Source organism: Serratia sp. (in: enterobacteria), from assembly GCF_052400455.1.
GTDB classification, from domain to species: domain Bacteria; phylum Pseudomonadota; class Gammaproteobacteria; order Enterobacterales; family Enterobacteriaceae; genus Serratia; species Serratia ureilytica.
Genome location: NZ_CP185814.1, coordinates 1 through 25774, shown reverse-complemented (window position 1 = coordinate 25774; position 25774 = coordinate 1). Strand labels below are relative to the sequence as shown.

Sequence of the window (25774 nt, the reverse complement as noted above, 5' to 3'; positions counted from 1 at the left end):
AAGGCGGCGAAATGGACCCTGCGTGTCTTCTTTATCATCACATAACCAATGGACAACATCATGTCTGACCTGGAGCAACTGAAACAGAGAGTGGGCAGCGGATTAACCGACCAGACCTTCCTGCTGGAGCCACGGACAGGGAAGGATCTGCTCAATCTGGTCGAAAAATATACCGAAGCAGTGCCCTTTGCCGGCCATGCGGACGCTGACTGGAAAAACTTCTGGCTGGCCGGCCGCACACCGCAAGCGCTGAGTAACATCTATGAGCACCCCGAACGGGCAGAGAAAACGCTGCCGGTGCAGCAGGCGTTCCTGCTGGCGCTGATGCACCTGCTCGAGACGCCCAAAGCTCTGCTGAACACAGTGCCGGCGCGGCACCGCTCACTGTACTACCGGGATTTATTGGGGTTTGCCCCCCGCGCCCCCCAGCCGGACAGCGTGGCGGTGAGCTTTACGCTGCAAAAAAATGCGTCCCCGACTGCGTTACCCGCCGGCAGCCTGCTGGATGGCGGCCAGGACAGCGCCGGGAACAGCATCACCTATCAGACTGACCACAGTCTGCTGATCACCGGCCAGCAACTGGAACAGCTGTGCTGGACGGCCCAGGTTGGGGATACGTGGAAACGGTATACCGCCATCGACAGCGCGAAGAGCATTGCACTACCGGCAGAGGGGCTGCGTCTTTTTAGCGAAATTGGGGACGGCGCGGACACCCAAGAGAAAACCTCTGTGCTTTATCTGGGGTTCAGTGGAACTTCTGCACAGGACACCCTGTCGGTTTACTGGTCTGTGCGCGCCTCATCGGCGCTCGATGTCACCTGGTGGTATTACAACGATAAAAAACAGTGGGCTTCGCTGGATGCCGAGTTGCGGGACGAGACGGCGGGCTTGTCCGTCAGCAACCTGTGGCGGGCCCGGCTGCCGACGGACAGTCAGCCGGGCTCGCCAAAGAATGATGGGCTGCAGGAGACCGGGTATTACTGGATCAAAGGCACGCTGAAAGAAAAGAAAGCGGCAAAGGACGAGAGCGTACCCGACGAGCCAATGCCGAAACTGCAGGCCGTGCTGGCCAATGCGATGACCGCAACCCTGAATATGACGCAGGCGATAGATGACAGCCATTTTGCCCAGCCCTTGCCGGCCAATACCATCAGCCAGCTGGTAACGCCGGTTGCCGCCATCAGCGACGTTCGCCAGCCCCTGCCTTCTGTCGGCGGGCAGCCACGGGAAACAGAGGCGGCGATGTTGCAGCGCGCCGCGACCCGGATAGCCCACCGGCAGCGGGCGATCACCTGGAACAATATGCGCAGCCTGCTGATGGAGCACTACCCGGAGATTTTTGATGTTCGTTTTCCCGATGTGGACAAACTGAGTCGTTTGCCGGCGCTTGAGGTGCAATCGCTGATGGTTATTCCTGACGGCCGTTATGGTGACAACGATGACGCGCTGCGCCCGGCGCTCAGCGAAGGAAGGCTGACCCGGATGGCGCAGTGGCTGGCGCAGTACACTTCGCTGTGGGCGGCGCCGACGCTCAAGAACCCGAAATATATCAATGTGACGGCCCGCTATCGGGTGACGTTCGTAGCGGGTATTAACCCAAATTATGGCTATCAACAGCTCGCGGCGCAGTTACAACACGACTATATGCCCTGGGCAACCGATCGGCGCCAGGCGGTCACGCCGGGCAATCAGGTGGACTACTACCGGCTGCTGGCCACGCTGCAACAGTCACCCCTGGTGCAGTTCGTGAACTCGCTGGATCTTATTCACGACGTTATTGATGAAGAGGGAAAATGCACGCGTGTGGAAACACAAAGCACCGTCACCGCCAGGGATGACGAGGTCCTGATTTTATGTCCGCAAGGAGAGACTGATGTCTAAAGAAAATGCCCTGTTCCCGGCGGTGAAGGACGCGATTGCGTTTGAGGCACTGTGGCAACAGGCTCACGAAAAAGTCACTGCATTCAGTGGCGATATCTGGACGGATACCGGCGACCACGATCCGGGCGTCAGCCTGCTGCAGTCCGCAACCTGGAACTGTTCCGACCTCAGCTACCGTGCGTCGCTGCCGCTGAATGACCTGCTGACTCATCCAGACCGGAACACCTTGTTCCCGGAAGAGTTCGGTCCTGAACAGGTGCTCACCTGCAACACGGTGACGGCAGAGGATTACCGCCGCGCCTTACTGGACCTGCACAGTAGCGATATTGACGCGCTGGACACCCCGGAGCAGGATTTTTTATTCAGCGATGTCAGCCTGACGCAAGAACCTGAAGCGTACCGTTTTCACTGGTGGTATAACGCGGAAAAACGCGAATACAGCTTCACGGAGCCGACGGTCACCCAGCCTGAAGACAAGAAGACGCTGTCTCTGCGGGGGAATCTGTGGCTGACGCTGGTCCCGACCCGCTATACCCAGTCCCTGTCATCCGAGAACCGGGCGACAGTAGATCAATACCTGGCTGAGTTTCTTGCAGCGCACCGTAATCTCGGCGAAGCGGTATCGCGCATTATCTGTTTGCAACCGGCGACCTTTGTCCCAAGGATGACGATTGAGCTGGCCGATAACATCGGCAACATCAATCAGGTGGCGGCGCAGATTTATCAGGTTACCGACGCGTTCTTGCGCCTGGCGGTCGCCCGTTATACCACCGAACAACGGCGGGCGCTCGGTGATGCCTATGACGCCATTTTCGAGGGGCCGAAGCTGAAACATGGCTGGCAGCAAACGGCACCCTCGCAGATCACCTCCGGGGGGGACGTCCTCAACCTCGGCCCGCTGGTGAACCTGCTGCTGGCTATCCCCGGCGTGGCCAGCCTGAGCACCTTGTCGGTTGATAAAGGCGATGGCCACATTACGGCCGTTACCGGGGACAGCTGGCGCTGGCAGGTGGCTGACGGTTATTACCCCCTGCTATGGGGGGAGACGCCGTTGGAACTACTGGCCACAAACGGCGGCCCATTAGCCCTGGTGTCGAAAGGCGGTATTCGCAACACGCTGGACAGTAAGGCAATGGCGCGCTACCTGGCGCAGCCAGACCTGATTGAAACGACGCCCACGGTGTTACCCGCCGGCCGCTTTCGCGATCAGACGAGCTATATTCCCGTCGGGCAGCGCCAGCCCGAATGCTATGCGCTGCAGCAGCCCGATGCCGTGATTGATGACCAGACGCGTGCGGTGCATCAGTTTTTGCTACCTGTAGACCAACTGCTGGCCGACGGTACGGCAGAGCTGGCGCAGCTGCCGACCTTACTGGCCTTTAAAGACCGGGGCGACGCCATTCGGGGAACCCGCTGGCCCTACACCAACGCGATGGTGCAACAGACTATTCATCAGCCCTACGCGAAAGCGCTGCAAGCGATTGCGCAGCAGGATGCGGCTATCTTCACGCAGGGTAAGCAGTCTGTGGAGGCCAATTTTGCCCGCGAACTGGATTTTATTCAGTATCTGCTGGGGTATTTTGGCGCCCAGCGGGCCGCCCTGCCGCTGACGCTGGATATGGCTGATTTTCTGGCGACGCAGCGGGCGTATCTGGCGCAGCAACCCGCCTTAGGTTACGACCGCATCAATATCCGTATTGACCAGGTCTCCGCCCTACAAAAGCGCATTGCGGCGCGCATCGGCCTTGACAGCATCTGCTTTGCGGATAATCCGGACCTGAGTCAACTGCCGTTTTACCTGATTGAGCATCGTCAGCTGCTGCCCCAAATCCCGGACAGCACCTTTGACAGTGAGCAGACCCCGACCGGTTTTGCGGTGGCCGAGCCTAAAATTTCCCTGACGCAGGCGGGCAGTGCCGGCAAGGTGGTCCAGGGGCAACTTATCGACCTGATTGCGATTGAAGGGGAGAGTCGACTGCATGTCAGCCGGCTGCTGGTTATCGAGACCGACGGGGACAGTTTTACCGTCAGCACGGAAAACAGTCAGCAACTGCACAACACCCTGTCACGCCTTCAGACAGCCTGGGCGAGTCACAACCTGCGCTGGCAAAACAGCAATGTCTGGCTGCAGGATATGAATTATCGACTGAATTATGCTGAGGCAAAACGGCAACCGGCTAATCCACAGCAGCGCTTACTGGCGAGTAACGCGCAAAGCCCGTATCCCGCCATGGTTAGCGTCGGGGATGGCATTGTCATTCGTCCTGCCGGCCTGCAGTTTGCCCAGCCGGGGGCGAAGGCTTATCGCGCTTCAACTGCGGAAGCTGACTGGCAGCTTGCGGCAACCGTGATCGCGGTCGATTCGATAGCGGGCACGTTACTTATCGAAAAAGCGGCCGGCAGCACAGAGGCGTTTCCCTCAGCGGAGGCCAGCTATCGTTATCAGTGGTCGTTTAGTGACTCACACTATGCGACGACAGACCGGTTCTCCTTTGTGGTCAGCGCGGTACTCAACCGCCGTCTGGTAGAAAACCAGAATATTGTGCCTGAGCAGCTGGTTGCCTGGGTACAGGAAACCATCATGGCGGAGTTCCCGGCCCATATGTCTCTGATTAATCACTGGCTTGATGACGCCACCTTCAGAAGTTTTGGGGCGACCTATTCGCGCTGGCAAAACAGCGGCATGCCGCTGGGTGATGATGCTTTTGCACTGATGCAGATGCTGACCCTGGGGCATATCCCTGTGACCCAACTGAACATCGGCCTGATGCGCGTCGCCACCGAGGCGCAGCGCACCGAGGTTGTCGGTGACGGCAGCCAGTGGCACGAAGACGTTATCCTGCGAGAAGAGCTGTTCTACGTGCCGAAAGACGTGCCAACTACCCTTTAACATCATAACGAATCTGGAGAGCAAAATGACGGATAAAACCTCTAAGAACACCGCAGAAACCGCGGTGAATACCTCGGCAGCCTTAGCCAAAACAACAGACACAGCGCGTGAGGGCAAGTTAAAAAGCAGAGCCTTGCCCCAGGCCGATGCGCTGAAGGCGCGCTTTAAGGCAGGTAGTATTCCGTTGCAGACGGATTTTGCGGACCTGATTGATCTGGCCAATATGGGCCGTCAGGCGGTGGGGTGCGCACAAGGCCAAACCGGGCCGGCAAATGGTTTTACCCTCTCATCGGAGGGGCGTCTGGAATTAAAACCCAACGCAGCTAAAGGGATTAGCGTTGATCAGGATGGGGTGGCCATTAAGGTAGGGAGCGGACTTCAGATTGATAGCGAAAAGGGAGTTTGTCTTATTCCAGAGCAAACATTCCAGAAAGGGATGGTAATGATGTTTGCCGGTACAGAGGCTGAAATGCCGAAGGGATGGGCATTATGCGACGGTAAAGAAGGAAGGCCAGATTTACAGGATAGATTTGTCCTTGGCTCTTCCAGATTTACCAATGTAAATAGAACCAACAACCAAAAAACACAAGGGGATGATAATCATAAATATTTTAATGCGGCTTCGGATTCGAAGGCGCCTGATATTAACATCACGGTTGATGGGCATGCTTTGACAATAGAAGAGATGCCGAGTCATGATCACGAAATATTTTCGGCGGGCAAGGAGGGGCATGACGGCCAAGCTATATTTGAGAGAAGTGGGATTGCTCCAAGCTATAAAAATGAATTTTGTAAAACTAGTGGAGATAGTCGTCCGCACAAACATGATGCTGTTGCAAAACAAGATTGCCATAGCCACACTGTTAATGTAGTACCTCCATATTATATTTTGGCCTTTATTATTAAAACCTAATATGTCGCATGCAGGAGGGAGGGAGGGAATGACATCTCTCTTTATTCATAAAGTAAAGCACCAGGTAAAAATAGGCAGTCGTTTATCTGGCAATAAGTTGATGCATTCCAATTTATTTGGTTCTGATAATTTAAAATCCGTTCTTCTCCAGACTATGCATAGCTATGGGGCGAAGATGTCGCTTTATTTGGATAGTTTGGAACTTAACCTCGGTTTTATTTCGGTAGCACAATTTGATACACAGTTTAATCAGCAGCTGGCGCAGGCATTTGCACAATGCCTCGTTCGCGAGCATGCGTCCGTCGGAGAACCACAAGAAATGAATCTCCAAACTCCTGATATTCTCGTGCTTCAGAACTGGCTTCAAGAAGATCATCCCGTCGAAAAAGAATTGTTTCAACGGGCTCAGGGCTGCTTGCAACCCGTCACGCTTAAATCCTTGATACAGGATAGTCCAGCATACCAGCTTCAGCAGTTGCTGAAGCTATTACTTGAGGGGGCATGGCAATCCCCAAAAATGCTGCCGGTATGTTGGTATAGCCGGGTGACAGCCGGTCGATTGTCGATAGCCGCCGTCTTGTACTTACTCAAAAACCAACGGGGGCATAATTGGCTGATGCATCAGCACGCCCCCACAGCCAGCCAGGTGACTGACTGGGCAAAGGCTATTGATCGGGGAGAGGTTCCCCCTGAGCAGGTCGCGGAGTTACTGACCGGTAACCGGCCTTCCAACAGCATATTGCCTGGACAACCGGCATATCCCGCCCTGATCGTGATGCGTTGGTTGTTGCCATTGTGGCGACAACCCGCCGTGCGCAAGGTGATTCATCGACTGAAAGGCGGGCGGGGCGTACAGCGCCTTGATGCTTATCTGAGTCGCTGTTTACAGCGCCAAGATGATGATGTCATGCAGGAAGAAAAAGAGATGCACTCCCTTCCCAATCAAGACGCATCACCGCAAGATAATACGGTGTTATCTCCGGACGGGGTAATCGAGTCCGACGCTCAGCAGGTTGTGCGATCGGGATATAACGCCACGTTGTCGAAGAACAGGCGGATGCCATCCGATTCCCAGCAGGTCGCAGTACCGCCAGGGAGTTCTGCGTTGCCGCAGGGCCGGAGGATGCCATCCGATGCTCTGCAGATTTTGCTATCGCGAAATAACGCCATGTTGCCAGAGTGTGAAGGAATACCGTCAGCCCCCCAACGCACGATGCAGCCAGGGAAAGGCGGCCTCTGTTCGCCGAGTGAATCACGCTTATCAAGTCTGGGGATCAGCAACGTCGGTTTGCTACTGCTGTGGCCACTCTTGCCTCAGCTATTTTCCCTGCTGGGTCTATGGGAGGAAGAGCGGTTTGTCAGCGATGCGGCGCGGTGGCAGGCCGTGTACGGTCTCGACCGATTGGTTTGGGGGGACGTTAGCCCGACGGAGGGCCGGTTGACGCTGAATCAGGTGTTATGTGGGGTGTCGTGTTCAACCTCTGTACCGCCGTCGATGCCGCTGAGTCTGTTGCAGCTGCAACAGCTTGACGACTGGCTGGCCGCCATCGGCCAACAACTTCCCGGCTGGCAAAAGCTGAGCCTGACAGACATTCGGCAATTGTTCTTGCAACGGGCAGGGGAAATCAGCACGGAAGGGCCAGTCCCTCAAATCAGCGTGTGGCCGGAACCCTATGATTTCTTACTCAGAGACTGGCCGTGGCCCATGACGCTGGCGTCTTTCCCGTGGACTGAACAGCCACTGACCATCGTCTGGCCGCTAGACGGTTTCACAGGTTAAACCGCCGCTATTTTCTCTTCTTATCGGATATCAACATGACGCTTTCTTCAGCACTTCAGCCTGCGTTTATTCCGCAGGGTGATTGCCAGCTATCGTTCTTGTTTAGCGAGCTGGAACGTATCGATCTGCTATTACAGCATTACTATTACTGCCATTCAGCGCGTCACGAGGGGCTTAATGCGTTTCTGCTCAGCGAGGAGGAGGTGGAGGCGCGCAGGCAACACCCGGTCGGCAGGCCTCATTGGGCCACCCTCACACAGCCGCTATACCGGGCGGAAAACGGGCAGCCCTTGTTGGCAGAAGGCTTAACGGACCTGATTCATCGTTTCGAGCTCACCGACTTTGAACGGGACACGGTGCTGTTGGGATTGCTGCCCCATTTTGACAGCCGTTATTATGATCTGTTTTCCTGGGTCCAGCAGGGAGGGCAAAGTCAGCTGCCCAGTTTTTCATTGGCCCTCACGCTATTTTGCCCTTCAGACAGGGAAAAGCGGGCGCAGCAAGCCAGTTTTCTGCCTCAGGCGCCGTTAATGAGCTGTCAGCTGTTAACGATTGAGGAGAATAAAAAAATCCGGCCTGGAGCCAGACCCGCTTTATGACCGACAGCAGCGTGTACCATTTTTTACTCGGGCATCACTATTTGGCACCGGCGTTAGCATCGTGGGCGGAATGGTCAACGCCACCAGTGTTGCCATTTTATCCTGCCGGCTTAAAAGACACGCTGGCTGGCGTGTTACTGACTGACGATATTGAGCCGCGCGCCGTGGTGCTGCTGCGCGGAATGCCGGGGTGCGCCAGAGCCCATGCGGTGTCGAGCATTTTTGCCTCTGACAACCGGCAGACGCTGCTGGTCGATATCGATAAGTGCGCCGAGAGTGATGACGATGCGCTGTTACTGCATTTAACCTGTCTGATGCGTGAAGCTCGTATGCGCGGCGCGGGCATGGTTATACGTAACCTGCAGGCAAGGATGGAAAAGAGCACGTCACTGCCGGAGAGGCTATCTGAGCAACTGAACCAGCCGGGATTAAGGGTAGTGTGCCTGGTTGAACCCTATGCTCCGCCTTTATGGTTGAAAAAGACGCCCACCTTGCAGACAGCGATGCCGGTGTTAACGCAGGAGGAAAAACTGCACCTGCTCAGGGATTGCCTGCCGGAACAACGTGCGGCGGATATAGACCTTATCAGTCTCAGCCAGCGCTATACCTTTACCCCGGAAAGCCTGCCGCTGATGGTACAAGAGGCCGAACTGTATCGGCAGCAACGCGACCCGGCGGATGTGCTGCAACAGTGTGATATTCGCCAGGCGCTCAATTTACGCAACCAACAGAATTTCGGTTCCCTAGCGCAACGCATTACGCCGAAGCGGACATTAAACGACCTGTTGGTGTCAGAGAGCCTCTTGCAGCAACTCCAGGAGATGTTGACGGCCATTCGCTATCGGGAAAAAGTGCTGGCCGGCGGTTTTAAAGATAAGGTGGGCTATGGCGTCGGGATCAGCGCGCTGTTCTACGGCGACTCGGGAACCGGGAAAACCATGGCGGCGGAAGTGCTCGCCCATACCCTGGGGGTCGATTTAATCAAGGTAGACCTCTCTACGGTTATCAATAAATACATTGGTGAAACCGAGAAAAACCTCTCCCGCATCTTTGATTTGGCAGAGCAGGATGCCGGTATCTTGTTCTTTGATGAGGCCGATGCCTTATTCGGCAAGCGCAGTGAGACCAAGGATGCTCATGACCGGCATGCCAATATTGAAGTGTCTTACCTGTTACAGCGGCTGGAAAATTTCCCCGGTCTGGTTATTTTATCCACCAATAACCGCAGTCATCTCGACAGTGCATTCAACCGGCGCTTTACCTTTATTACTCGCTTTGCTTATCCGGATGAAACGCTGCGGCATAACATGTGGAAAAAAATATGGCCGAAGAATATCAACGTCTCCCCGGACGTGGACTTTGAAAAATTAGCGCAGCGGGCCAATATTACCGGCGCCAATATCAGAAATATTGCCCTGCTGGCCGCCTTCTTCGCCGAAGAAAGTGACAATCACGAAGTCAGTCACCGTCATATCGAAACAGCGTTGACCCGTGAACTGGCCAAAACAGGGCGGCTGGCTATTTAACCCGCCGACGCAATATCCCGTGTCAATAACGCATCATGGACAGTGATAACTTACTATTAATACCGAGGAACGAGGATGTCTAATTATCAAACCTTGCTTGACGTGAATAACGCGATGAATAAGATGTTGCGTGCTTATGTGAATAAGGACGTGGCAATTCGCTTTGATTTACCGGATGTGGATGCGACGCAGTCCGATGCTGCGATAAGCGTGTTTCTTTATGATATCCACGAAGACCTGCAGCTGCGTACTGCCGAGTCCCGGGGTTTTAATGCCGGCACAAAACGGTTGTCACCCGGCTGGGTCAACGTGAAGTGCAACTATCTCATTACCTATTGGGAATCAACCGGTCCCGCCACGGATGCCGGCAACCCGGACAGTCAGCCCGACAACCAGGCCATAAAAGTCATGTCTCAGGTTCTGGCGGCGTTGATTAACAATCGCCAACTTGCCGATATTCCTGGGGCGTATACGCAGGTTATGCCGCCCAAAGAAAATCTGAACAGCCTGGGTAACTTCTGGCAATCGCTGGGCAATCGCCCGCGCCTGTCGCTCAACTATTGTGTCACCGTACCGATTAGCCTGAGCGATAAGGGCGAGGAAGTGACCCCGGTGAAATCCGTGTCTACCAGCGTTGAGCCAAAAGCGCCCGTTTCTCCACAGGCCATTTCCGACGTACTGCGGGAGCAATTAATCGTGGCGCTGGGCGGTGGTGATGATGCCCGTCTGGCGATGACGCACGTTAATCTGGAGGCTTCGCCGGTTGCCGCGTCAAACGGAAGTGCGGCTGACATCAGCGTATCGCTGCGAGTGACCGGTATGACGCAGAAAGAATACATTGCACCGATGAATACGGTTTTTGAACAGTGGGAAAAGGATGAGCCTGCGGTGGTTATGGTCGATGGCTACCTTATTTATATCACCGCAGTTGATAATACGGACCTGACGGGGATTTAAATTCATTCTGCAGTGGCATGTGCATTATATCCTCCGTCTGTAACCGTTTTACCACATTGCCCTCCGGCGTCTTTATGGCCTCGCTGATATTATAAGCCGGTGTGTCCTCAGTTATCTGGCGGACATACCGTGCAGCCTGAAACAGACACCGATAATGGCATGCCGTCACCGTTGCTTCGTCTATCTACGTTATTCGTGCCGTAAACCGAGTGAGTTTATTCTCGACAGGATACAGTACCTCTCAGAACTCAGCCGCAAATAATCCAAACCTGAGGACAGCTTTATGCCTTACTCCCGTGAGTCGAAGGAAAACGACACGCACGCAAAAGGATCCAAACAAGATAACGCTAGCCAGGAGTACCAACTGGCCAGCCAGGGTGGTGCCACTGCCCCGCCACCTGATGAGGGGCTGTCGGTCGGCAGCGGCTATGAGCGTTTATTCACTTTTATTCGCGAGGCTCACCTGGAAGAAGCACAGGAATTCAGGCTAAAAGGGTACAACAGTCAGGTGCCCGAGGTTGACGGGGGGTTACTGACGCAGCTGCGTGACGACCTGGCCGCGGCCAAATCTCGCCTGTGCCTTCAGGTAAGCGTTGGGGGGCCGCTGGGTTCTCTGTGGCTGCTGGACCAGATAGGCAACATAGAGCGTCTTACGAGCACGCTTTCGGATGACGTCATAAAGCACTGGATTGAGCAGGAGCTGATCCGCAAAAACACTGCGGAAGCCGCGGGGAGCGAATTGGGGAGCCGGCGTACGGCTCAGTCACTGGCCAGACGGCTGGAATCAACCCTGCAGACGTTGATACGTGTTGTCCATACTCTGCGTGCCATGGATGACTACAGTACCCCGGAAAAAAGGCACGACATGCTGGTCGCAGAGATTACCGGCGTATTCTCCTCCTATGATAAAAGTACGGTGATACAGGCCCTGGGAAGCATGACGGCAGAGGCGTCAGGCAATGCCGCCTGGGCTTCCCTTATGCAGGCCCGGAAAGCGGCGTGGGAGGCCGGTAAGTCGTCCTCCGTCAATGCGATGATCGCGGCCTCGCGGCACGAAGCAGAAAAAGCCAATCAAAAAGCCCGTCAACTTCAGGGGGATCCACAGACGTTCTTTAGCCATGTCGCCGCCTATCTTCAGAGTCTCTCCAGCGATTTGGCAAAAGTGTCGATTCACGCAGGCCTGAGCACCATTCCCCCGACCCTACAGCATGATGAGGTGGTTGCCTCTTTGTCGCGCTCAAACTCCCTCTCTCAGCGTATCAAAACGGGTTTTGATAAGAAAAAATTACAAGCGCAAACTGCCGTGGCGGGCATGAAAGTCCACGCGCACCGGCTTGTCCGAATCGCACAGCATGGTCATCCCACCGGCACGCCAACAAAGGCCCCTGAACATGTCGTTGCCGACTCCGTCATCAGAAGCATTTTATGGCAGTGGCAACAGCCGGCCATCAAAATTCAATACGCCAGCGCTGCACTGCTGTCAAAAGTGGATGAGCTGAAAAAAATTGAAGGGGTGCTGGCTGTTTACTCCGCGGCGGATGGCCGGGAAAGCGAACAAGAGCGCAGCAATACCCCTGTCAGTCCGTCGGGTGAGGAGGACCTGGTTGCGCAGGTCAGGGAATGGGTGAACGTCAGTGTGGAGCAGGAAAACCCAGAAAATCAACGGGCGGCAAAAGTGGCGGCGCTGGAGCGGTTGCTGGGCGGCGATATCGACCATGCGCAATCCCTTTTGGCACGCCTGGGTAGTACCACCGACAGCATTCAGAAGGTGCTTGAAAAGCACTGGATGTCAGTCAACGACATGCTGGAATCACGGCTGCCTGTTGATATTGCCCTTTCTCTGCAGGAGAAGGTTGGGTATTTGGTGGATAAATTCATGCCTGACATGGCCAGGGATCTTGCTACCGCGGCCCAGGCGCTGAATGACGCCGCGCTTGCCGCCGGAAACTCCGCGCGCAATTTCTCCGAGGCCAAGGTACAGGCAGGCAAAGCACAGTTGCTGGCGACAAAGGTGAAGGATCGTCTGTCGGCAGAGTCTGCACGACTGACAGAAAGGCCACTGGATGACCATTCACGGGGAGCACGCCTTGCCAAACATTGGGCAAACCTTGCCAACGCACAGAACGAGGGGAATTATCCGCCGCCGGATACACAGCAGGTACTTGCCTCCCTGAAAGAACAGGGGCTATTAGCGGGGACCCTTTCAACCGGCGATCCGGCCGGGTATCTCTTCGCCACCCGGCTTGCCGGTGAGCTTGAAAATGCCCGTCATGATGAATTGAGATTACCGATGAGTCCGGAGCAATATGCTGCCTTAGAGAAGGGGCTTGTTGAGTATATTGTGAAATGGGGGCAAAAGCGGATTTCGCGAGGGGTCACCCGTATTGTTATTGAACTGTCCTTTGAACAGGCTTTGAATGCGGTATCGTTCAACGTATCCAGCCTCTTCCGGCTCCCCTATAAGGTGCTGAAGGCCTCGATAAAAATACCGTACAATGTTAACAAGGTTAATCATTATACCATGCCCGGTCATGATAAGCCCTATAAGGCTATTTATGGCTTACTGGGCAAAAAACTCAAGCAACTTGGCTTTAATCTACTGACGGCGCCCGTGCCTGGCGCGATCAAACTTGCGGCCGGTGCCGGGCTAACCGCAGGTGCGGCCTTGCATAATGTATCTGTCGGGCGCAGCGAGAACACATTTAGCGCAGTTTATCAACATGTGGCGGAAGAGAAGCAAAGTGAAAAAATAAAAATGGACTCAGTGGGGGGGATGATTTTTGATTCAGTGCTTGATACTGCCACTACGGCCGCTTTTAAAGGGGCGCAAAGAGGCTGGCAAGCAGGCCGAAATGCAAATAACGCTATTCCTGGTAATGCATTCGTAAGCAAACATATTGCTGAAAGCAATGAGGAAGCGCATCCACAAGCGCAATGGCGCGACATGGCTGCCGGAATTGATAATCCTCCGCAGGAGAATGCTGCGGCAGATGAGAGAGAGGCCATGCCGGTGAGTCACTCATCGCCGTTACGACCGCAAATGGATGTTAAGCCGTTGTCTGATGAGCATGATCCTGCAGATCAACTTGAAGACAATGAGAAAGAGGCGTCCCAACGTCTGATTAGACGCAAGAGACATATATCAACTGGGGGGGGTAATGGTATTGAGCAGAGTAAAGAAGATGAAAGTTATTTTTCCTCAATAGGAAAAGACTTCCGTCAAAGTGAAAATAAGGATGCGGGAACTTTTGGGAAACGAAAGAAAAATGAACTATCCAAATTCATTTTAAATATCGCATCAAATAAAATCAGCTCTTCTGGTGAAGAAAGTAATGATGATTTTTTCTCTGGTGGGGATGAGAAGTTTTCTAACTTGGTTATAGAAAGGTATCACTATATAAAAAGAATTAAGCCAAATATTACAGATACCTACGCAAAAAAAATTATTTTTAAAAGTTTGGAGGGTTTTATAAAAAGAAATGTTGATAAATTGAGTTATAATAACCTATATGTATCGTTGCAAGCATTACACAGTGTGAGTGATGAGGATAACGATTTCGATATAGCCATCAGTAAATTGAACTCCAAGCATTACAAGTTTGATGGCAAATTTAACATTAGCGAGGAAAATTATGTAAGATTAAAAGAGGCAATGTATCAGGATGAGAGGGGCGGTAAACAATCCACCATAAAGTTGCCTGCTGATGAAATCAACTCGAATGGAGAGCTGACATCGGGAGGTATTAATGGTTCAATAATAAAACTAACGGACAAAATAACTGACCTGACAAATAAAAATATTGAAGACCTTATGCTGGTTAAGTATGAAGATGAAGATGAAGGTGAATTAATTAAACTCTCCCTGATCGATATGAAATCATTAATTAAGTACCTTAAGGCAATTAGTGATCAAGACACTATAGCCAAAATGAAGGGTTATAAACCAAAAGGAAACTATGAAGATGTGATTTTTGCAGCCGATTTGGCGCATGAACTTATCAGTAGAATGCAGGCATCTTCAGAAGGATTTTTTGAAGAAGAATTGTCAGCTGTTATTTATAAAGCAACGATAGAGAAAAAATTCTCCAGCCTTAACCTAACAAAGATATATAATAGATTCATCCTCGACAAGGAACGATTAAATCCTTTTAATAAATCATTACAAAAAGAAAAACCTGCTGGATATTTCACTATTTCTGACTTTAAGAAAAGTGGGGATGCTGAAAGCAGGAGTGCATTTAATCAGCAATTTTATGATTATCGAGATAAGTATAATAAATACGATGCTGGAATATTATCTGGTAGTATTATAGCTGGTAGTGGAATAACACTTGATGAATTTAATCAAAAACCCAAGTCTATACAGACTTGGGCTGTATTTGGCAAATCTCTGTGCGGATATACTAACACTATTGGTGAGGCTATTAGTCCTGAGCTAAATCCAGCACAATATATTCCTGGGAGAGTTATTCTGATGCAGTTATCATCCGGAAGATATCTTCTCGTATCCAACTTATTGGGCAGCATTCGTTCTGTTATTCTTACCGAGCAGGCGGGTGATAATATCAATGGATTGTTGTCATCTCGGAAATTAGTTGGTTTTGAAAAAGGATGGTTTAATGGCGAAGCAGATGCAAGATATAGGCAATACGATGGACTATATTATTTTAATCAAGTGAATGAGATGATTATCAAGCCGCTGTATGGTAAAGATTGGAATAACAACCCAATAAGAAATATATCACACCAATATTTTACATTAGCAAAAGATGACAAAGCGAAACCCATTTTAATTGATGATAAATCGACAGTGGCCGGCACGCTGGCACAAGGACTGGAGATTGCACAGGCTGCCTATGTGGAAAACCTACATCAAGCTATGGATGAAACTGATTCTACCTGGAAAGTAATAAGAGGTTTTATTCCGTTTTATAATATCATTTACAATTCATCTACAGATTCAGAATATAAAATTGACAGTGGAGAGTTACTCCTTGACCTCGCAAGTGTTGTTCCTGTAGTTAAAGCCGCAGGTGCTGCAGGGAAATCAGCATCTGAAGTCATGAAGTTAGGCCGCACTGCCTTGAAAGCTGGGATGAAAAATGGACTACGTGGATTTGATTTGTTTAAATATGTAGCAAAGCAAGTTTCACCAGATTTGTTATCCGCAGCATCAAAAAACTCTTTATTGATGACAAAAGCATTTTATGATGCGATTGAACCTGTACCGATCAGATCGACTTTCAAAGGGCTGTATAAAGGGGTAAAAAGTGATTTGAAGTTAACATCTCTGGATGATTTTTCGGGGGGCGCATTAACCCGTGAAAATATAAAGGTTGATTTAGAATTAACAAATGATGGGGTGTTGAAAGATAATTCAGGCCAAAGCTTCATAAGAGGTGAAAAAGGTGATTTGTATCACGTCGAAAAAAATCACAGCAATAATAGATGGATGTTGGTTAATGGTGATAAGAAAAATCCCATCATTAATTCAGGTGGTAGATGGTGGAAAGTAAGTAAGACAAAAAAAACAAGAGGGTTATTCCGAAAGGACTGGGAGGTTAACGATATCAATTTTGAGGGGGCTCACTCTAATCACGGCATATATAAAATTCGTCCTGATAACCCTCAATCCATGCAGGATTATAATTATTACATTAAAAATAATAATAAATTCTATCAGGTTAAATATGATGAAGGAAATCATACGTTACGTTTAATAAATCCCACTTCATCTAGCCGGTCAGGGTATTTCCCTCCGATAAAATTGAATAAAAATAACAAATGGGTATTTAACACCAATGTCGGACTGAAAGGCGGTGGGAAAGATTCGTTCTTACGCAAGTTGTTCGGTAAAAACAAACATCAGTCTTTACAAACTCATGAACCCTCAACTGCAAGCTCCGTACCAAATCTCCCTGCCTCTACCCCACAGAGACAGATAAATTACAACCTAACCAGTGATATTGATGCCGCGGCCTATCTGGAGGAATTGAAGCAGAAACCCAGTATCAATAATAAAATCATGAATCCGGCAGGTCAGTGTGAGTCATTAATGAATCCTGTAAGTGATTTCATGAAAGATAAGGGATTCGATAATATTCGCTATCGAGGCATGTTTATCTGGAATAATGCAACCGAGCAAATCCCAATGAATCATTTTGCAGTTGTTGGAAATAAAGGAGGAAAAGACTATGTGTTTGATATTTCAGCTCATCAATTTGAAAGCAAAGGTATGAGAGAGCTGAGTGGCCCATTAATTCTTTCGGCAGAGGAATGGGCGGGCAAATATAGTGGGGCAACCAAAAGAAAACTTATTTATTATACTGATTTCAGTAATTCAAGAACAGCGGCTAATACCTATAATGCATTACCACGGGAATTAGAGTCAGAGTCAAAATCTATGGTGGTGAAAGTTTTTGTTACATCGCCGACTTGGTATAACACCTTTAAAAAGCAAAAAAATATTCCTTCAGCGGTAACTGTAGCGTCGCCACGGGGACAGGTATCCACCTCTGCTCCGCCGGCACCGGCAATGCCACAGAAGGGACAGGCATCCACCTCTGTACCGCCGGCACCGGCAATGTCGCCACAGGGACAGGCATCCGCTTCTGTACCGCCGGCACCGGCAATGTCGCCACGGGGACAGGCATCCGCTTCTGTACCGCCGGCACCGGCAATGTCACCACAGGGACAGGTATCCACCTCTGCTCCACCGGCACCGGCAATGTCGCCACGGGGACAGGCATCCGCTTCTGTACCGCCGGCACCAGCAATGTCGCCACGGGGACAGGCATCCGCTTCTGTACCGCCGGCACCGGTAATGTCACTGCAGGGACAGGCATCTCCCTCTGTTTTGCCGTCGCCACAAAGACCATCTGGCACGTTAAGATCGGTTGAATTTAAACCTGGTGAAAATAAGGAAGCATTCTCAGTGTTAAAAACTAAAGCTGAAACGTTGTATCATTCGAAGGCGAGGTCTCCGTTCGAATCGGTTGATACAACGAATGCATTTGATAATCGATACTCTGTTATCAAGACTGAAGCCTCTGCTCCTTCTAATGTTTCTCATCTTACAGAAGGTAAGCTGTATAACTTGAAGATTGGAGCAAAGTCTTCTGAAATCCCAGCTTATGATTTATATATATCTAAAGATGGTAAAAACATCATCACATCATCGTCTTATAAAAAAGATGATGTTACTCAAGACCCTCGATATGGAAATCCTTTGTCTTACTCCGAGATCATGTTTAATGCACTGAAAAAGTCAGGGGTTGATCCGAAGGAGTTAATACGTTCCACTCAGGCTAGCATTGAAAATAGCGTTACTCAAAGTGTTATAAGTGCTATAGGAACCCGAATCCAACGAGGGCGGGTTATCGTTGTTTCACCAACGAATAATCCAGACGCTTTTTTTACACTTCTGGGCACAGACAATTGTAAGGCTACGTTATTTATGTTGACTCAACATGCAGAAGAGTTTGGTCATAAGACAATAACGAGTATCGAGTTCAAGGGGACTGGCTATCTGGTTATGAATATAGGTTAGTCTGCGATTCTGCCGCATTAACGGACGTAGGTCAGTAAAACGTGTTCTATCGCCCTGGAACACCATAGAGCCTGTTTAGCATTTTGTGTATCTGACTGATTTTCATATGTTCAGTGCATCATCAAAAAAACAGGTTGATTTATGGACGAAAAAACTTGCAGGCTCTGGCTGACGGACTAACCAAAAATCACAAATCGCCTAAAAATCACAATCAGTTCGACCGCCTGCTGAAAAAACGCGTCGAAGCGGAATTCAGTGTCGAAATGACCCTCCATCAATCAGTCTAAACCGACGAGCCGTGAATGGCATGTGGGTTGCTAGTTCGATGGTTATGACGGGGCGCAAGCGGACAGCCGGTGACTGTGGTCGAAAGGTGGAGATCCCGGTGACCTGCAGACGCTATTGCCGCTCAGTACCCACGCACATCTTAAGTAAGAATCAGGGTATCTGGTGCTCAACGCGTTACTGGCCGACCACCGACTGGCCTGTGAAGTGAGTACCGCGATTATTTTGACCGCAAAGCCAGGGGGCCGCCGTTGTCCGCGGCTATGTGTTGACCCTGAGCGCACAACCCCGGCCAGTCGCCGAAACACTGAAAAATCAGGATAGAGAGAGAGGAATAAAATGTACGCTTACAATAAAGAATCGCCAGTCGTAAAGAAAAGTCATGACGAGCGTGATCATAGTGATGAAAGCCGTGAATATTCACCCCTTTCTGCGCCTGGTGAATACGAACGGTTTCAGTCTGGATACTGTGCATCCGGGCCAGCATATAACGCGTCGCTGATGGCTCCCGAAAAAAAAATCGATTTTCCCGATGAACTAAGCATTGCGCCGGGGGAATTGACGCGAGAGTACTTGCCGGCGGGAACTGTGCTCTATAAGAGTATGAGATACGACAGTTTTGATGCGGCCAGGGCTCTCGCCGGCCAGGAAAATAAAGAGGAATGGGAAGGTCAATACTTTGCCCTGGATAAGGCGATATCTGAAGGGTATGAAATGGATTATCTCGATGAGAACACTGGTAATGGACGTGCCTGGCTTCATACGTTTGTGGTAACGAAAGACATCCCCATTCTTCGTAATACAGCGCCGCGTCACGGCGATGATAGTTATTCAGGGGGCCAGAAAGCCGCAGCAGTCAAACATTTCTTAATCAACAACCCCGATATTCTGGGGGATAATACAACAGCGTACATTCATCCAGGAAAACCGCTAATGCCCACGCTGAGCGAAATGGGTGTGGCATTCAACGGACCTCATGATAGGGAGGGCGGCGTAGAAATAATTATCGGTGGTGAACAACTCAAGAATCTCGATGTGACGCACTCGGAACCTCATCAATACAAGATGTGGGAGAGACGGTGACACTGCCTGTGTGCTACTGATGACAAGCTGGTGAATAATATTTGGATGGCAGGAAATAGCTCAATAAGAGCCTGTCACAAGAGGGGGTTATTGCCTGATGCTGAGGTGTTGGATTCAATGCCAAATGAAGGTTGATTTTAGACGAAAAACAGTGACAGGCCAGCAGGATGAGTGCCTGAACACTCACTGGTTTTTGTCATTGGTAGATGATCAGGACAAACTCGACAATTGGCGCAGGGAATATAATCATGAGGGACGAATTCGTCATTAAATGAGATGACACCGGCTGAGTTTATCCGAAGTATCCAGAAATACGAAGATCTTTGATTTAACACTGCATTGGTTTTGGGCTAGGGCCAATAGCGGCAAAAGTATAAGTTACGTGACCTGCTGACGGAAGGGCTGAGCAGCGGTGAGCCGCTGGCGTGCGACAAAGATGTATTCTTGCAGAAAGTTCAAACTGGAATGAGGACATCCGATGAGAGTCGTTAAGTTAATGCAGGAGGCGGAGTGAGGATAACTTAAGAAATGAAGTTGCTGAAAGAAATAGGCTAATGAATGGGCGAGTAAGAAAAATCAAGCTTCATTACGACTTAATATGTGGAATGACACTTGGCATGGGCCTTATGACTAAACAGAAGTGCAATGACTGACTTTACCAACAGTAAGTAGACAGCCCTGCTAGCTTGCAGGGCTAAATGGTAAAAAAACTGATGTTTTTTATTAACCAATAAGTGCTACAGAACTGTAACGTGTATTAATAAAAACGTTCGTTATTTAATAGGTTTCAGTGGCCTGTCAAATATAACTTTACCCCAAGGAAGTATTCTGATGCCAACAGATAACCCACAATTACAGCAGGCGATAGCAGAGTTTAATAAAGCCATTATCCGTGCGGCAGAGTATGAAGGAAATATTGAGAATATCATTCGTGATAAGGTTGAGCGGCTTTTCCCCGCGGCAGAAAAATCTCTGAAAGAAAGCGTGGTTGCCCAAGCGGTAGAAAAAATAGCTGAGGCAAACCAGGCATTTGAGTTTAATCATCTCGGTAACGATCTGCTTGAATTCCCTGCGGTGGAGTATATCGCTCGCTCTTTTTTGCGCCGAACGCTGGAGAAGACGGCGATTGTTCAGGCTCGCGATCCTGCTTTTTCCGTAGCAAAAAATAATCCGGATGCCGGGATCGGTTTCCTGGACGGGTGGAGCAGCGATAATGCGGAATGGGCAAAGCAAATGAACGCGCTGCTGAATGAAAGCAAGGTTAATGCCCGCGTGTTGACCAGCCTGGCATACAGCTACATCCGCCCTTTTCGCAACCCGCAGACACTGCGCAAGCTGGGGGAGAAGCGAATGAGTCGTTGCTGGACAGCAAAGAAGCCAACCCGCGTCTGGATATTTTTGCCGGCTCAACGGCAGGGGCATCGCCGGCCATGTCGAAGCCGATCACCACTCAGCCTCATGGCTGGCCGTGGCTAAAATACGTCGACTGGAACGCTACGGAAGCATTGGGTAACAAAACGTCACCGGATTTAATTGGCGGCCGGCCAAGCGGCGATCCGCATAAAGGGACGGGCTTCAAGTTTAAGGGCATGTTGCAGGCGATAAAGCCGCCGCCGTATCGACGCCATTCATTCTCCCTCAGGGAACGCGACGAACATGAATCGGGCTACGGCGGTTTCGTTATCAACGATAAATCGATGACCTCAATCGGGGCAGAAAAACCGTTGGTGGTGAACTGGCGTCAGCAGAACATGAATAAAAAACTGCCGATGTTTTCCGGCCCGTCCAGCACCACGTCCTATATGTATGAAATTGCCCGTTTGCTGAATCTGCCTGCAGCTGAAGCCCAGGCATTCAGGCTGCTTTTGTTGGGCTGGATGATCCAGGCGCGCGATCACAGTTTTACCGAGATTATGGGGGCGCTGGATGCTTATACCATGGAGTTTGATGAGCGGGGGCCCACGTCCGTACCCAGTGACGCGAACATGGCCTGGGGAGCCAGACAGAGTGGCGACTGGCTGCGCGCCTATGAAGATTTGGTGACAGAGGATATTGACCTGCCCGCGCTGGAAGCCAAAACCCTTATTCTCGAAGGGCAAGCGATCCATTTGCCGGCGCAGGGCGCCGTTCACATCAGTCGGGATGAGTTTGACCAGTTCATTACCGCGGGCAGGGGATATCCGGCGCAATATGCTTCAGATGATTACTTGCTGAAAATAGGTGAGGCGGTTGCCAGCGGTGGGGAAACAGAAGATATCTCCGGGCTGGCGTCAGAACGGATCCTATATGCACCGCAAAATAGGGAGGATCTCAAACTCTATAATGTGCAGGAGCGAAAGCTACCGCCGCACCCTGCCCGCGGCGCCCCCGGCACGCCTTTTCTGGATGCGGAAAAAGACGCGGCGGTTACGACCTGGCTTGATGCCTTACCTGAGGCTAAACGCGCGCACATGCTCAATGCTGCGGCTTCGCTCCTGGCTGAGTCCACGCAACAAGACTCCCTGGGTCATGTGTTCAATTACGGTAACCGTAACGATATCTGGGAGGTGTTTCTGACGCAGCCGGGGACGAATATGCTGGCTGGTCAACTGAAGTTGGATCCGTTTTACTACGGAGAAGATCCGTTTGTGAATTTGCTGGATCGCGTGTCAACAGAAAAGACGCCGCAGGCGCGCGCCAGTTGCCTGCTTGATGCCATTGGCGACGGTAAACAGAATCAGGATATTTTACTTAAAGGGATGCTGCTGGCCGTCACCCGCTTCTACACCGCCAACGGGGCCAATGTGATCAACCCGGGTTACGGCGGGTTCGCGCCGCCGAAAAATGCGGGGGAGATGGAGAGCCGTCTGCAAGCTCTGCTGAAGAGAAATCAATACCTCACTTCTGGCCAGCGTTCGCAGGCGAAAAGTGAGTATCGCCAGACGGTCGAACTGCTCCACAGGGCGCTCGAATCGCCGATGTTTGAACGGTATTCCGGCACGCTCTGGCACGGCAGTCATGCTGCCGTGGCCGAGGCGTTGCTTGAACAGGGCAATAATGCCCGGTTCCCGGGGTTTATGAGTACCACTTACGATCCGGCGGTCGCCAAGAGTTATATGGCGAAAGGGGCGCTGATTGTGGTGAAACCGGGGGAGGTCAGCGGATCGCTGGTTGAAGGGATCAGTAATGCTCCGGGCGAGAAAGAAGTGCTGTTTCCTGAAGGGACGCCGTTTAGCGTTGAACAAAGCTATGTGCTGCATCTTGAAAAAGGCTATCCGCCTGAAGCCAATTCAATGATTAAGAAAAAGAGATTCGATTTTGAAGTGGCGAATGGATCGAAGCTGCCTTACGTGAAGGTCCGGGTGACCGGGCCCGGACAGACCGACGGGAGCGACCCCGAAGGGGAACGTGAGCTGGCATCGCTGATTGAACAGCTCAAAACCGGCAGCGTCGAAGGGCTGGAGCCGGAGACGAAAGTGGTGGTGCTTAGGCCGAGGGCGTCAGAAGAGGCGGAGATGTCAGAAGCGCTGCTGGATGTCGCATTGCCGGTCTCAAGGGCTGAAAAAGCGGAAGTGCAAATGATCGCGCGGTGAAGAGTGGATGGCGAAGCACCTGCCGCTGGAAGGTGACCGCAGGTACGAAGTTGCCAAGGGGGGAACTTGAGGCCGACCGGGCAATGGTATGAGCGTCGTACTGGATAGTAAAGAAAGTAAAATTATTAATATTCAGATGATTTATAAAGAAATATGAAAGGAGTATGGCCGCAACACTTACCATCAGTGGTATATAAGAGGCTGCGCCCCTAAACTGCTCTGAAAAATAGGAAGTAAACTCGACCTTGAAATGGCTGCTTACGAATTAGAGGATAATCAATGATAGCAAATAAATTCAGATAGGCATGAAGCAATTTTGTTTAATTGTTTTCTTTTCATAAATTGTCGGTAAGAAGTTATCCTAGGGCCTGAAATGGTAAATTTTTTTTTTGATATTGATAAAGCTATCATTACTAATGAGTTAGAATGTTGCTTGTTCTTAACAAAGAAAGAGAACTTGCTTTTCTTTAAACTAATAAAGGATAAATCTGTAGACTTATCTAAGTCAGATATTATAAAATTTGTTTGGGGTGATGCTAAAAACTATGAGGATAATCTCATTCAGTTGATATACAGGTTAAGAGTTAAGTTAAAGGTTCTTTTCTTTGAGGATTATATTTTAAATGTGAGAGGAGTTGGTTACGTTTTTGATAAATATAATAAAATCAAAGTGGGTGAGTTGAGCCGAAGTTTACTGATTATCAATCTTCAGGAAAATAATGAAAATAAAAAACAGAATTGTAACGTATTTATTTCGAATAATGAGCTGGATATGATTGTGAGTCGTTTTGATGGCGTTTCTTCAGCTGTTGATGAAGTACGAGCCATTCTTAATTCGATAACGTCTTCAATCGATAAAAAATCATGTTAACGTATGGATGTTTGAGATTTTCTGTAGCTACCATTATCATAAATTTTTTTCGATGTAATTCAGATGGTATTTTTCACAATGGTCGTAGGGTCTCACAACACAAACGATTTCGACGGCGGTCAATTAAAGTATGTGATAGCTGACCAACATTTGGAGGCTGGAAATCAAAGAGTTGCCGTTGAACTGCCGACTGTAAAGGCCCAACATTCGCATAAATATTTCAATACTTCGTCTGCGGTAAAAGTATGAAGAGTGGACTTGCATATAGCTGTGTAACCACATCCCAATCACCGGCTAGAGCTGTTGTTGATTTTAACTTTATAGAGGAAAGGGTGTTCTTTAAATAGATTAAAAGTAGATATAATGTAAGCATTGAACAAAATCCATTGTTTATATATAATGCAGAATAGCTTGACATCCGCCAGATTGTTTTAAATCTTGCGGATGTCATTCTAAAAGTTAAATAGGTTGATCGTTAAGATACTTTTTTCTATTCCAATTTTCGTCAGGACGCATAGTGAATATCTCATCTATAGTGCTTTCTTGTATACTTAAAGTGCTTCTCAACTCTATGTTTTTGTTGATTACTTCATCATCATCACCAAGTAGCCGCCAGGTAGATGAGACATGAATATATTCATCAGTAATATTATCAATCAGTGTCTGAGGGATTTTTTGAGGCATATCAGAAAGCACGCTATCCATATTAATTAATGCACTTTTATAATACGGATTTAAATTTTCAGTAATCTTCATTTCATACTTATCAATGATTCCAGAATCAAAACTACATCCGTACTTTTCTGCACAATCCGCCATGATCAATAGAGAGACAAACTGTAGATCTCCTCGGACATTTTTTTTGACCTCACCCCAGCCAAAAACTCCATCCAAATGGATATTTGGCTTCCAATCATGAAGAAGCTTATTCCATCTTTTATCCTCGCGTAGTAAATTAATATCATTTGTCATTCTTTCTTCTACGGACGAAGAAAATGGAATGTAATAAAAAGTATCAGTAATTTCAGATCTGTCAGACTCGTAAGCAGCATAACCACCGCCAATATCACTGTGGGCCCCAGCTAATTCTAATTGAGGATAGAACCCCTCAAGGCTACTTAGTGGATAATTATATCGACACTCATGCATTGCTGTTATCTGGAATACCTGACCAGCAACTTTAGGTCCAAGATTAACATCAAGCTCATTAGTATAACCAGTGTCATGAGGATCACCGTGAAGAGACCAAATAGAAGCCACTGTATCAAAAAGGCCAAGGAAATTTACAGAGGGACGGCTTACAAGAGAACAGGAGTAAGGTTCAATAGCAGCCCTAATTTTCTCAATAAAAAATGTATCCTGTTTAGCAACCTTATTGGTAAAATGACGTGCTATCGCAGCTCCGCGACTGAAACCAAAGACGTCAAATGTGATGTCTAAATGATAATTTTTAATTGACTTGGTTTTTAAATAATTTCCGATAATTTGGGAAACATCATTCACGCTATTATTATACTTTGAAAAGGCCCCCCACCCATGGCTTACAAGGTTATCAATACCCGTTGCCATAACAACAATATTGTTTTTTTCATTGTTTTTTGTTCCAACACCTTCGACATAGACTTTAAGATATACATCTTTTTCTTTTTCGTCATAGTTTTTACCATAATGCTTGTATAAGCGATAAATGTTGCTATATAAGTATTCATCTTCAGGTTTTTTCAAAGTAATATTATTCGCATTTAAACCAGTTCCATCAAAAAAAACCCCAATTTTTATATTTACTATGAGGTCATTTTTTTTGTTTTCTGACAAGTTAAGCATAATGTTTCATCCTAATATTTATATGTTTCGGTTTATGCTGATAG

Annotated in this window: 13 protein-coding genes and 1 pseudogene; 13 read left to right on the top strand and 1 reads right to left on the bottom strand. The window is 49.4% G+C overall.

Annotated elements, in window-relative coordinates; all coding sequences use genetic code 11:
* Nucleotides 1-60: 60 nt before the first annotated feature.
* The 13 genes and pseudogenes from ACORQT_RS24985 to ACORQT_RS24925 all read left to right on the top strand — a co-directional run bounded on the left by ACORQT_RS24985 (nucleotide 61) and on the right by ACORQT_RS24925 (nucleotide 23906).
* Nucleotides 61-1881, top strand: a complete 1821-nt coding sequence (locus ACORQT_RS24985; protein WP_444859461.1) for a hypothetical protein — start codon at nucleotides 61-63, stop codon at nucleotides 1879-1881.
* Complete coding sequence (locus tag ACORQT_RS24980) at nucleotides 1874-4771, top strand: hypothetical protein (protein WP_444859460.1); 2898 nt, start codon at nucleotides 1874-1876, stop codon at nucleotides 4769-4771. The genes ACORQT_RS24985 and ACORQT_RS24980 overlap by 8 nt, the downstream gene beginning before the upstream one ends.
* A gap of 25 nt (nucleotides 4772-4796) precedes the next feature.
* Nucleotides 4797-5684 carry a hypothetical protein gene (locus ACORQT_RS24975; protein ID WP_444859459.1) on the top strand — a complete coding sequence of 296 codons (888 nt, stop codon included), beginning with the start codon at nucleotides 4797-4799 and terminating at the stop codon, nucleotides 5682-5684.
* 28 nt (nucleotides 5685-5712) lie between these two features.
* Nucleotides 5713-7464, top strand: a complete 1752-nt coding sequence (locus ACORQT_RS24970; RefSeq protein ID WP_444859458.1) for a contractile injection system tape measure protein — start codon at nucleotides 5713-5715, stop codon at nucleotides 7462-7464.
* A 35-nt stretch (nucleotides 7465-7499) separates the two neighbouring features.
* On the top strand, nucleotides 7500-8063 hold the full coding sequence (locus tag ACORQT_RS24965) for a hypothetical protein (RefSeq protein ID WP_444859457.1): 564 nt from the start codon (nucleotides 7500-7502) through the stop codon (nucleotides 8061-8063).
* Nucleotides 8060-9589 carry an ATP-binding protein gene (locus tag ACORQT_RS24960; RefSeq protein WP_444859456.1) on the top strand — a complete coding sequence of 510 codons (1530 nt, stop codon included), beginning with the start codon at nucleotides 8060-8062 and terminating at the stop codon, nucleotides 9587-9589. Before ACORQT_RS24965 ends, ACORQT_RS24960 begins: the two co-directional genes overlap by 4 nt.
* A gap of 75 nt (nucleotides 9590-9664) precedes the next feature.
* Nucleotides 9665-10546, top strand: coding sequence for a DUF4255 domain-containing protein (locus ACORQT_RS24955; RefSeq protein WP_444859455.1), 882 nt, complete (start codon nucleotides 9665-9667; stop codon nucleotides 10544-10546).
* Nucleotides 10547-10829: 283 nt separating this feature from the next.
* Entirely contained in the window at nucleotides 10830-18095 is a 7266-nt protein-coding gene (locus tag ACORQT_RS24950; RefSeq protein ID WP_444859469.1) for a hypothetical protein, read from the top strand.
* Between the two features lie 624 nt (nucleotides 18096-18719).
* Complete coding sequence (locus ACORQT_RS24945) at nucleotides 18720-19463, top strand: hypothetical protein (protein ID WP_444859454.1); 744 nt, start codon at nucleotides 18720-18722, stop codon at nucleotides 19461-19463.
* A gap of 163 nt (nucleotides 19464-19626) precedes the next feature.
* Nucleotides 19627-19790: pseudogene (locus ACORQT_RS24940) on the top strand (integrase core domain-containing protein); the annotation flags it as partial.
* 504 nt (nucleotides 19791-20294) lie between these two features.
* On the top strand, nucleotides 20295-20939 hold the full coding sequence (locus tag ACORQT_RS24935) for a hypothetical protein (RefSeq protein WP_444859453.1): 645 nt from the start codon (nucleotides 20295-20297) through the stop codon (nucleotides 20937-20939).
* Nucleotides 20822-23035 (top strand): ADP-ribosyltransferase, encoded by a 2214-nt coding sequence (locus tag ACORQT_RS24930; protein ID WP_444859452.1) that lies wholly within the window; start codon nucleotides 20822-20824, stop codon nucleotides 23033-23035. Before ACORQT_RS24935 ends, ACORQT_RS24930 begins: the two co-directional genes overlap by 118 nt.
* Nucleotides 23036-23408: 373 nt before the next feature.
* The gene (locus ACORQT_RS24925; protein WP_197751418.1) at nucleotides 23409-23906 is read left to right on the top strand and encodes a helix-turn-helix domain-containing protein; all 498 of its coding nucleotides are present in this window, start codon (nucleotides 23409-23411) and stop codon (nucleotides 23904-23906) included.
* 459 nt (nucleotides 23907-24365) lie between these two features.
* On the opposite strand, the gene ACORQT_RS24920 is transcribed toward ACORQT_RS24925, so the two are convergent.
* On the bottom strand, nucleotides 24366-25730 hold the full coding sequence (locus tag ACORQT_RS24920) for a T6SS phospholipase effector Tle1-like catalytic domain-containing protein (RefSeq protein WP_444859451.1): 1365 nt from the start codon (nucleotides 25728-25730) through the stop codon (nucleotides 24366-24368).
* Nucleotides 25731-25774: the final 44 nt, after the last annotated feature.

What these genes read in the sequence shown, in the direction of transcription:
- ACORQT_RS24945 (WP_444859454.1), top strand. Translation starts at nt 18,720, where the DNA reads ATGTACGCTTACAATAAAGAATCGCCAGTCGTAAAGAAAAGTCATGAC.
- ACORQT_RS24985 (WP_444859461.1), top strand. Translation starts at nt 61, where the DNA reads ATGTCTGACCTGGAGCAACTGAAACAGAGAGTGGGCAGCGGATTAACC.
- ACORQT_RS24950 (WP_444859469.1), top strand. Translation starts at nt 10,830, where the DNA reads ATGCCTTACTCCCGTGAGTCGAAGGAAAACGACACGCACGCAAAAGGA.
- ACORQT_RS24935 (WP_444859453.1), top strand. Translation starts at nt 20,295, where the DNA reads ATGCCAACAGATAACCCACAATTACAGCAGGCGATAGCAGAGTTTAAT.
- ACORQT_RS24965 (WP_444859457.1), top strand. Translation starts at nt 7,500, where the DNA reads ATGACGCTTTCTTCAGCACTTCAGCCTGCGTTTATTCCGCAGGGTGAT.
- ACORQT_RS24925 (WP_197751418.1), top strand. Translation starts at nt 23,409, where the DNA reads ATGGTAAATTTTTTTTTTGATATTGATAAAGCTATCATTACTAATGAG.
- ACORQT_RS24975 (WP_444859459.1), top strand. Translation starts at nt 4,797, where the DNA reads ATGACGGATAAAACCTCTAAGAACACCGCAGAAACCGCGGTGAATACC.
- ACORQT_RS24980 (WP_444859460.1), top strand. Translation starts at nt 1,874, where the DNA reads ATGTCTAAAGAAAATGCCCTGTTCCCGGCGGTGAAGGACGCGATTGCG.
- ACORQT_RS24955 (WP_444859455.1), top strand. Translation starts at nt 9,665, where the DNA reads ATGTCTAATTATCAAACCTTGCTTGACGTGAATAACGCGATGAATAAG.
- ACORQT_RS24960 (WP_444859456.1), top strand. Translation starts at nt 8,060, where the DNA reads ATGACCGACAGCAGCGTGTACCATTTTTTACTCGGGCATCACTATTTG.
- ACORQT_RS24970 (WP_444859458.1), top strand. Translation starts at nt 5,713, where the DNA reads ATGACATCTCTCTTTATTCATAAAGTAAAGCACCAGGTAAAAATAGGC.
- ACORQT_RS24920 (WP_444859451.1), bottom strand. Translation starts at nt 25,730, where the DNA reads ATGCTTAACTTGTCAGAAAACAAAAAAAATGACCTCATAGTAAATATA.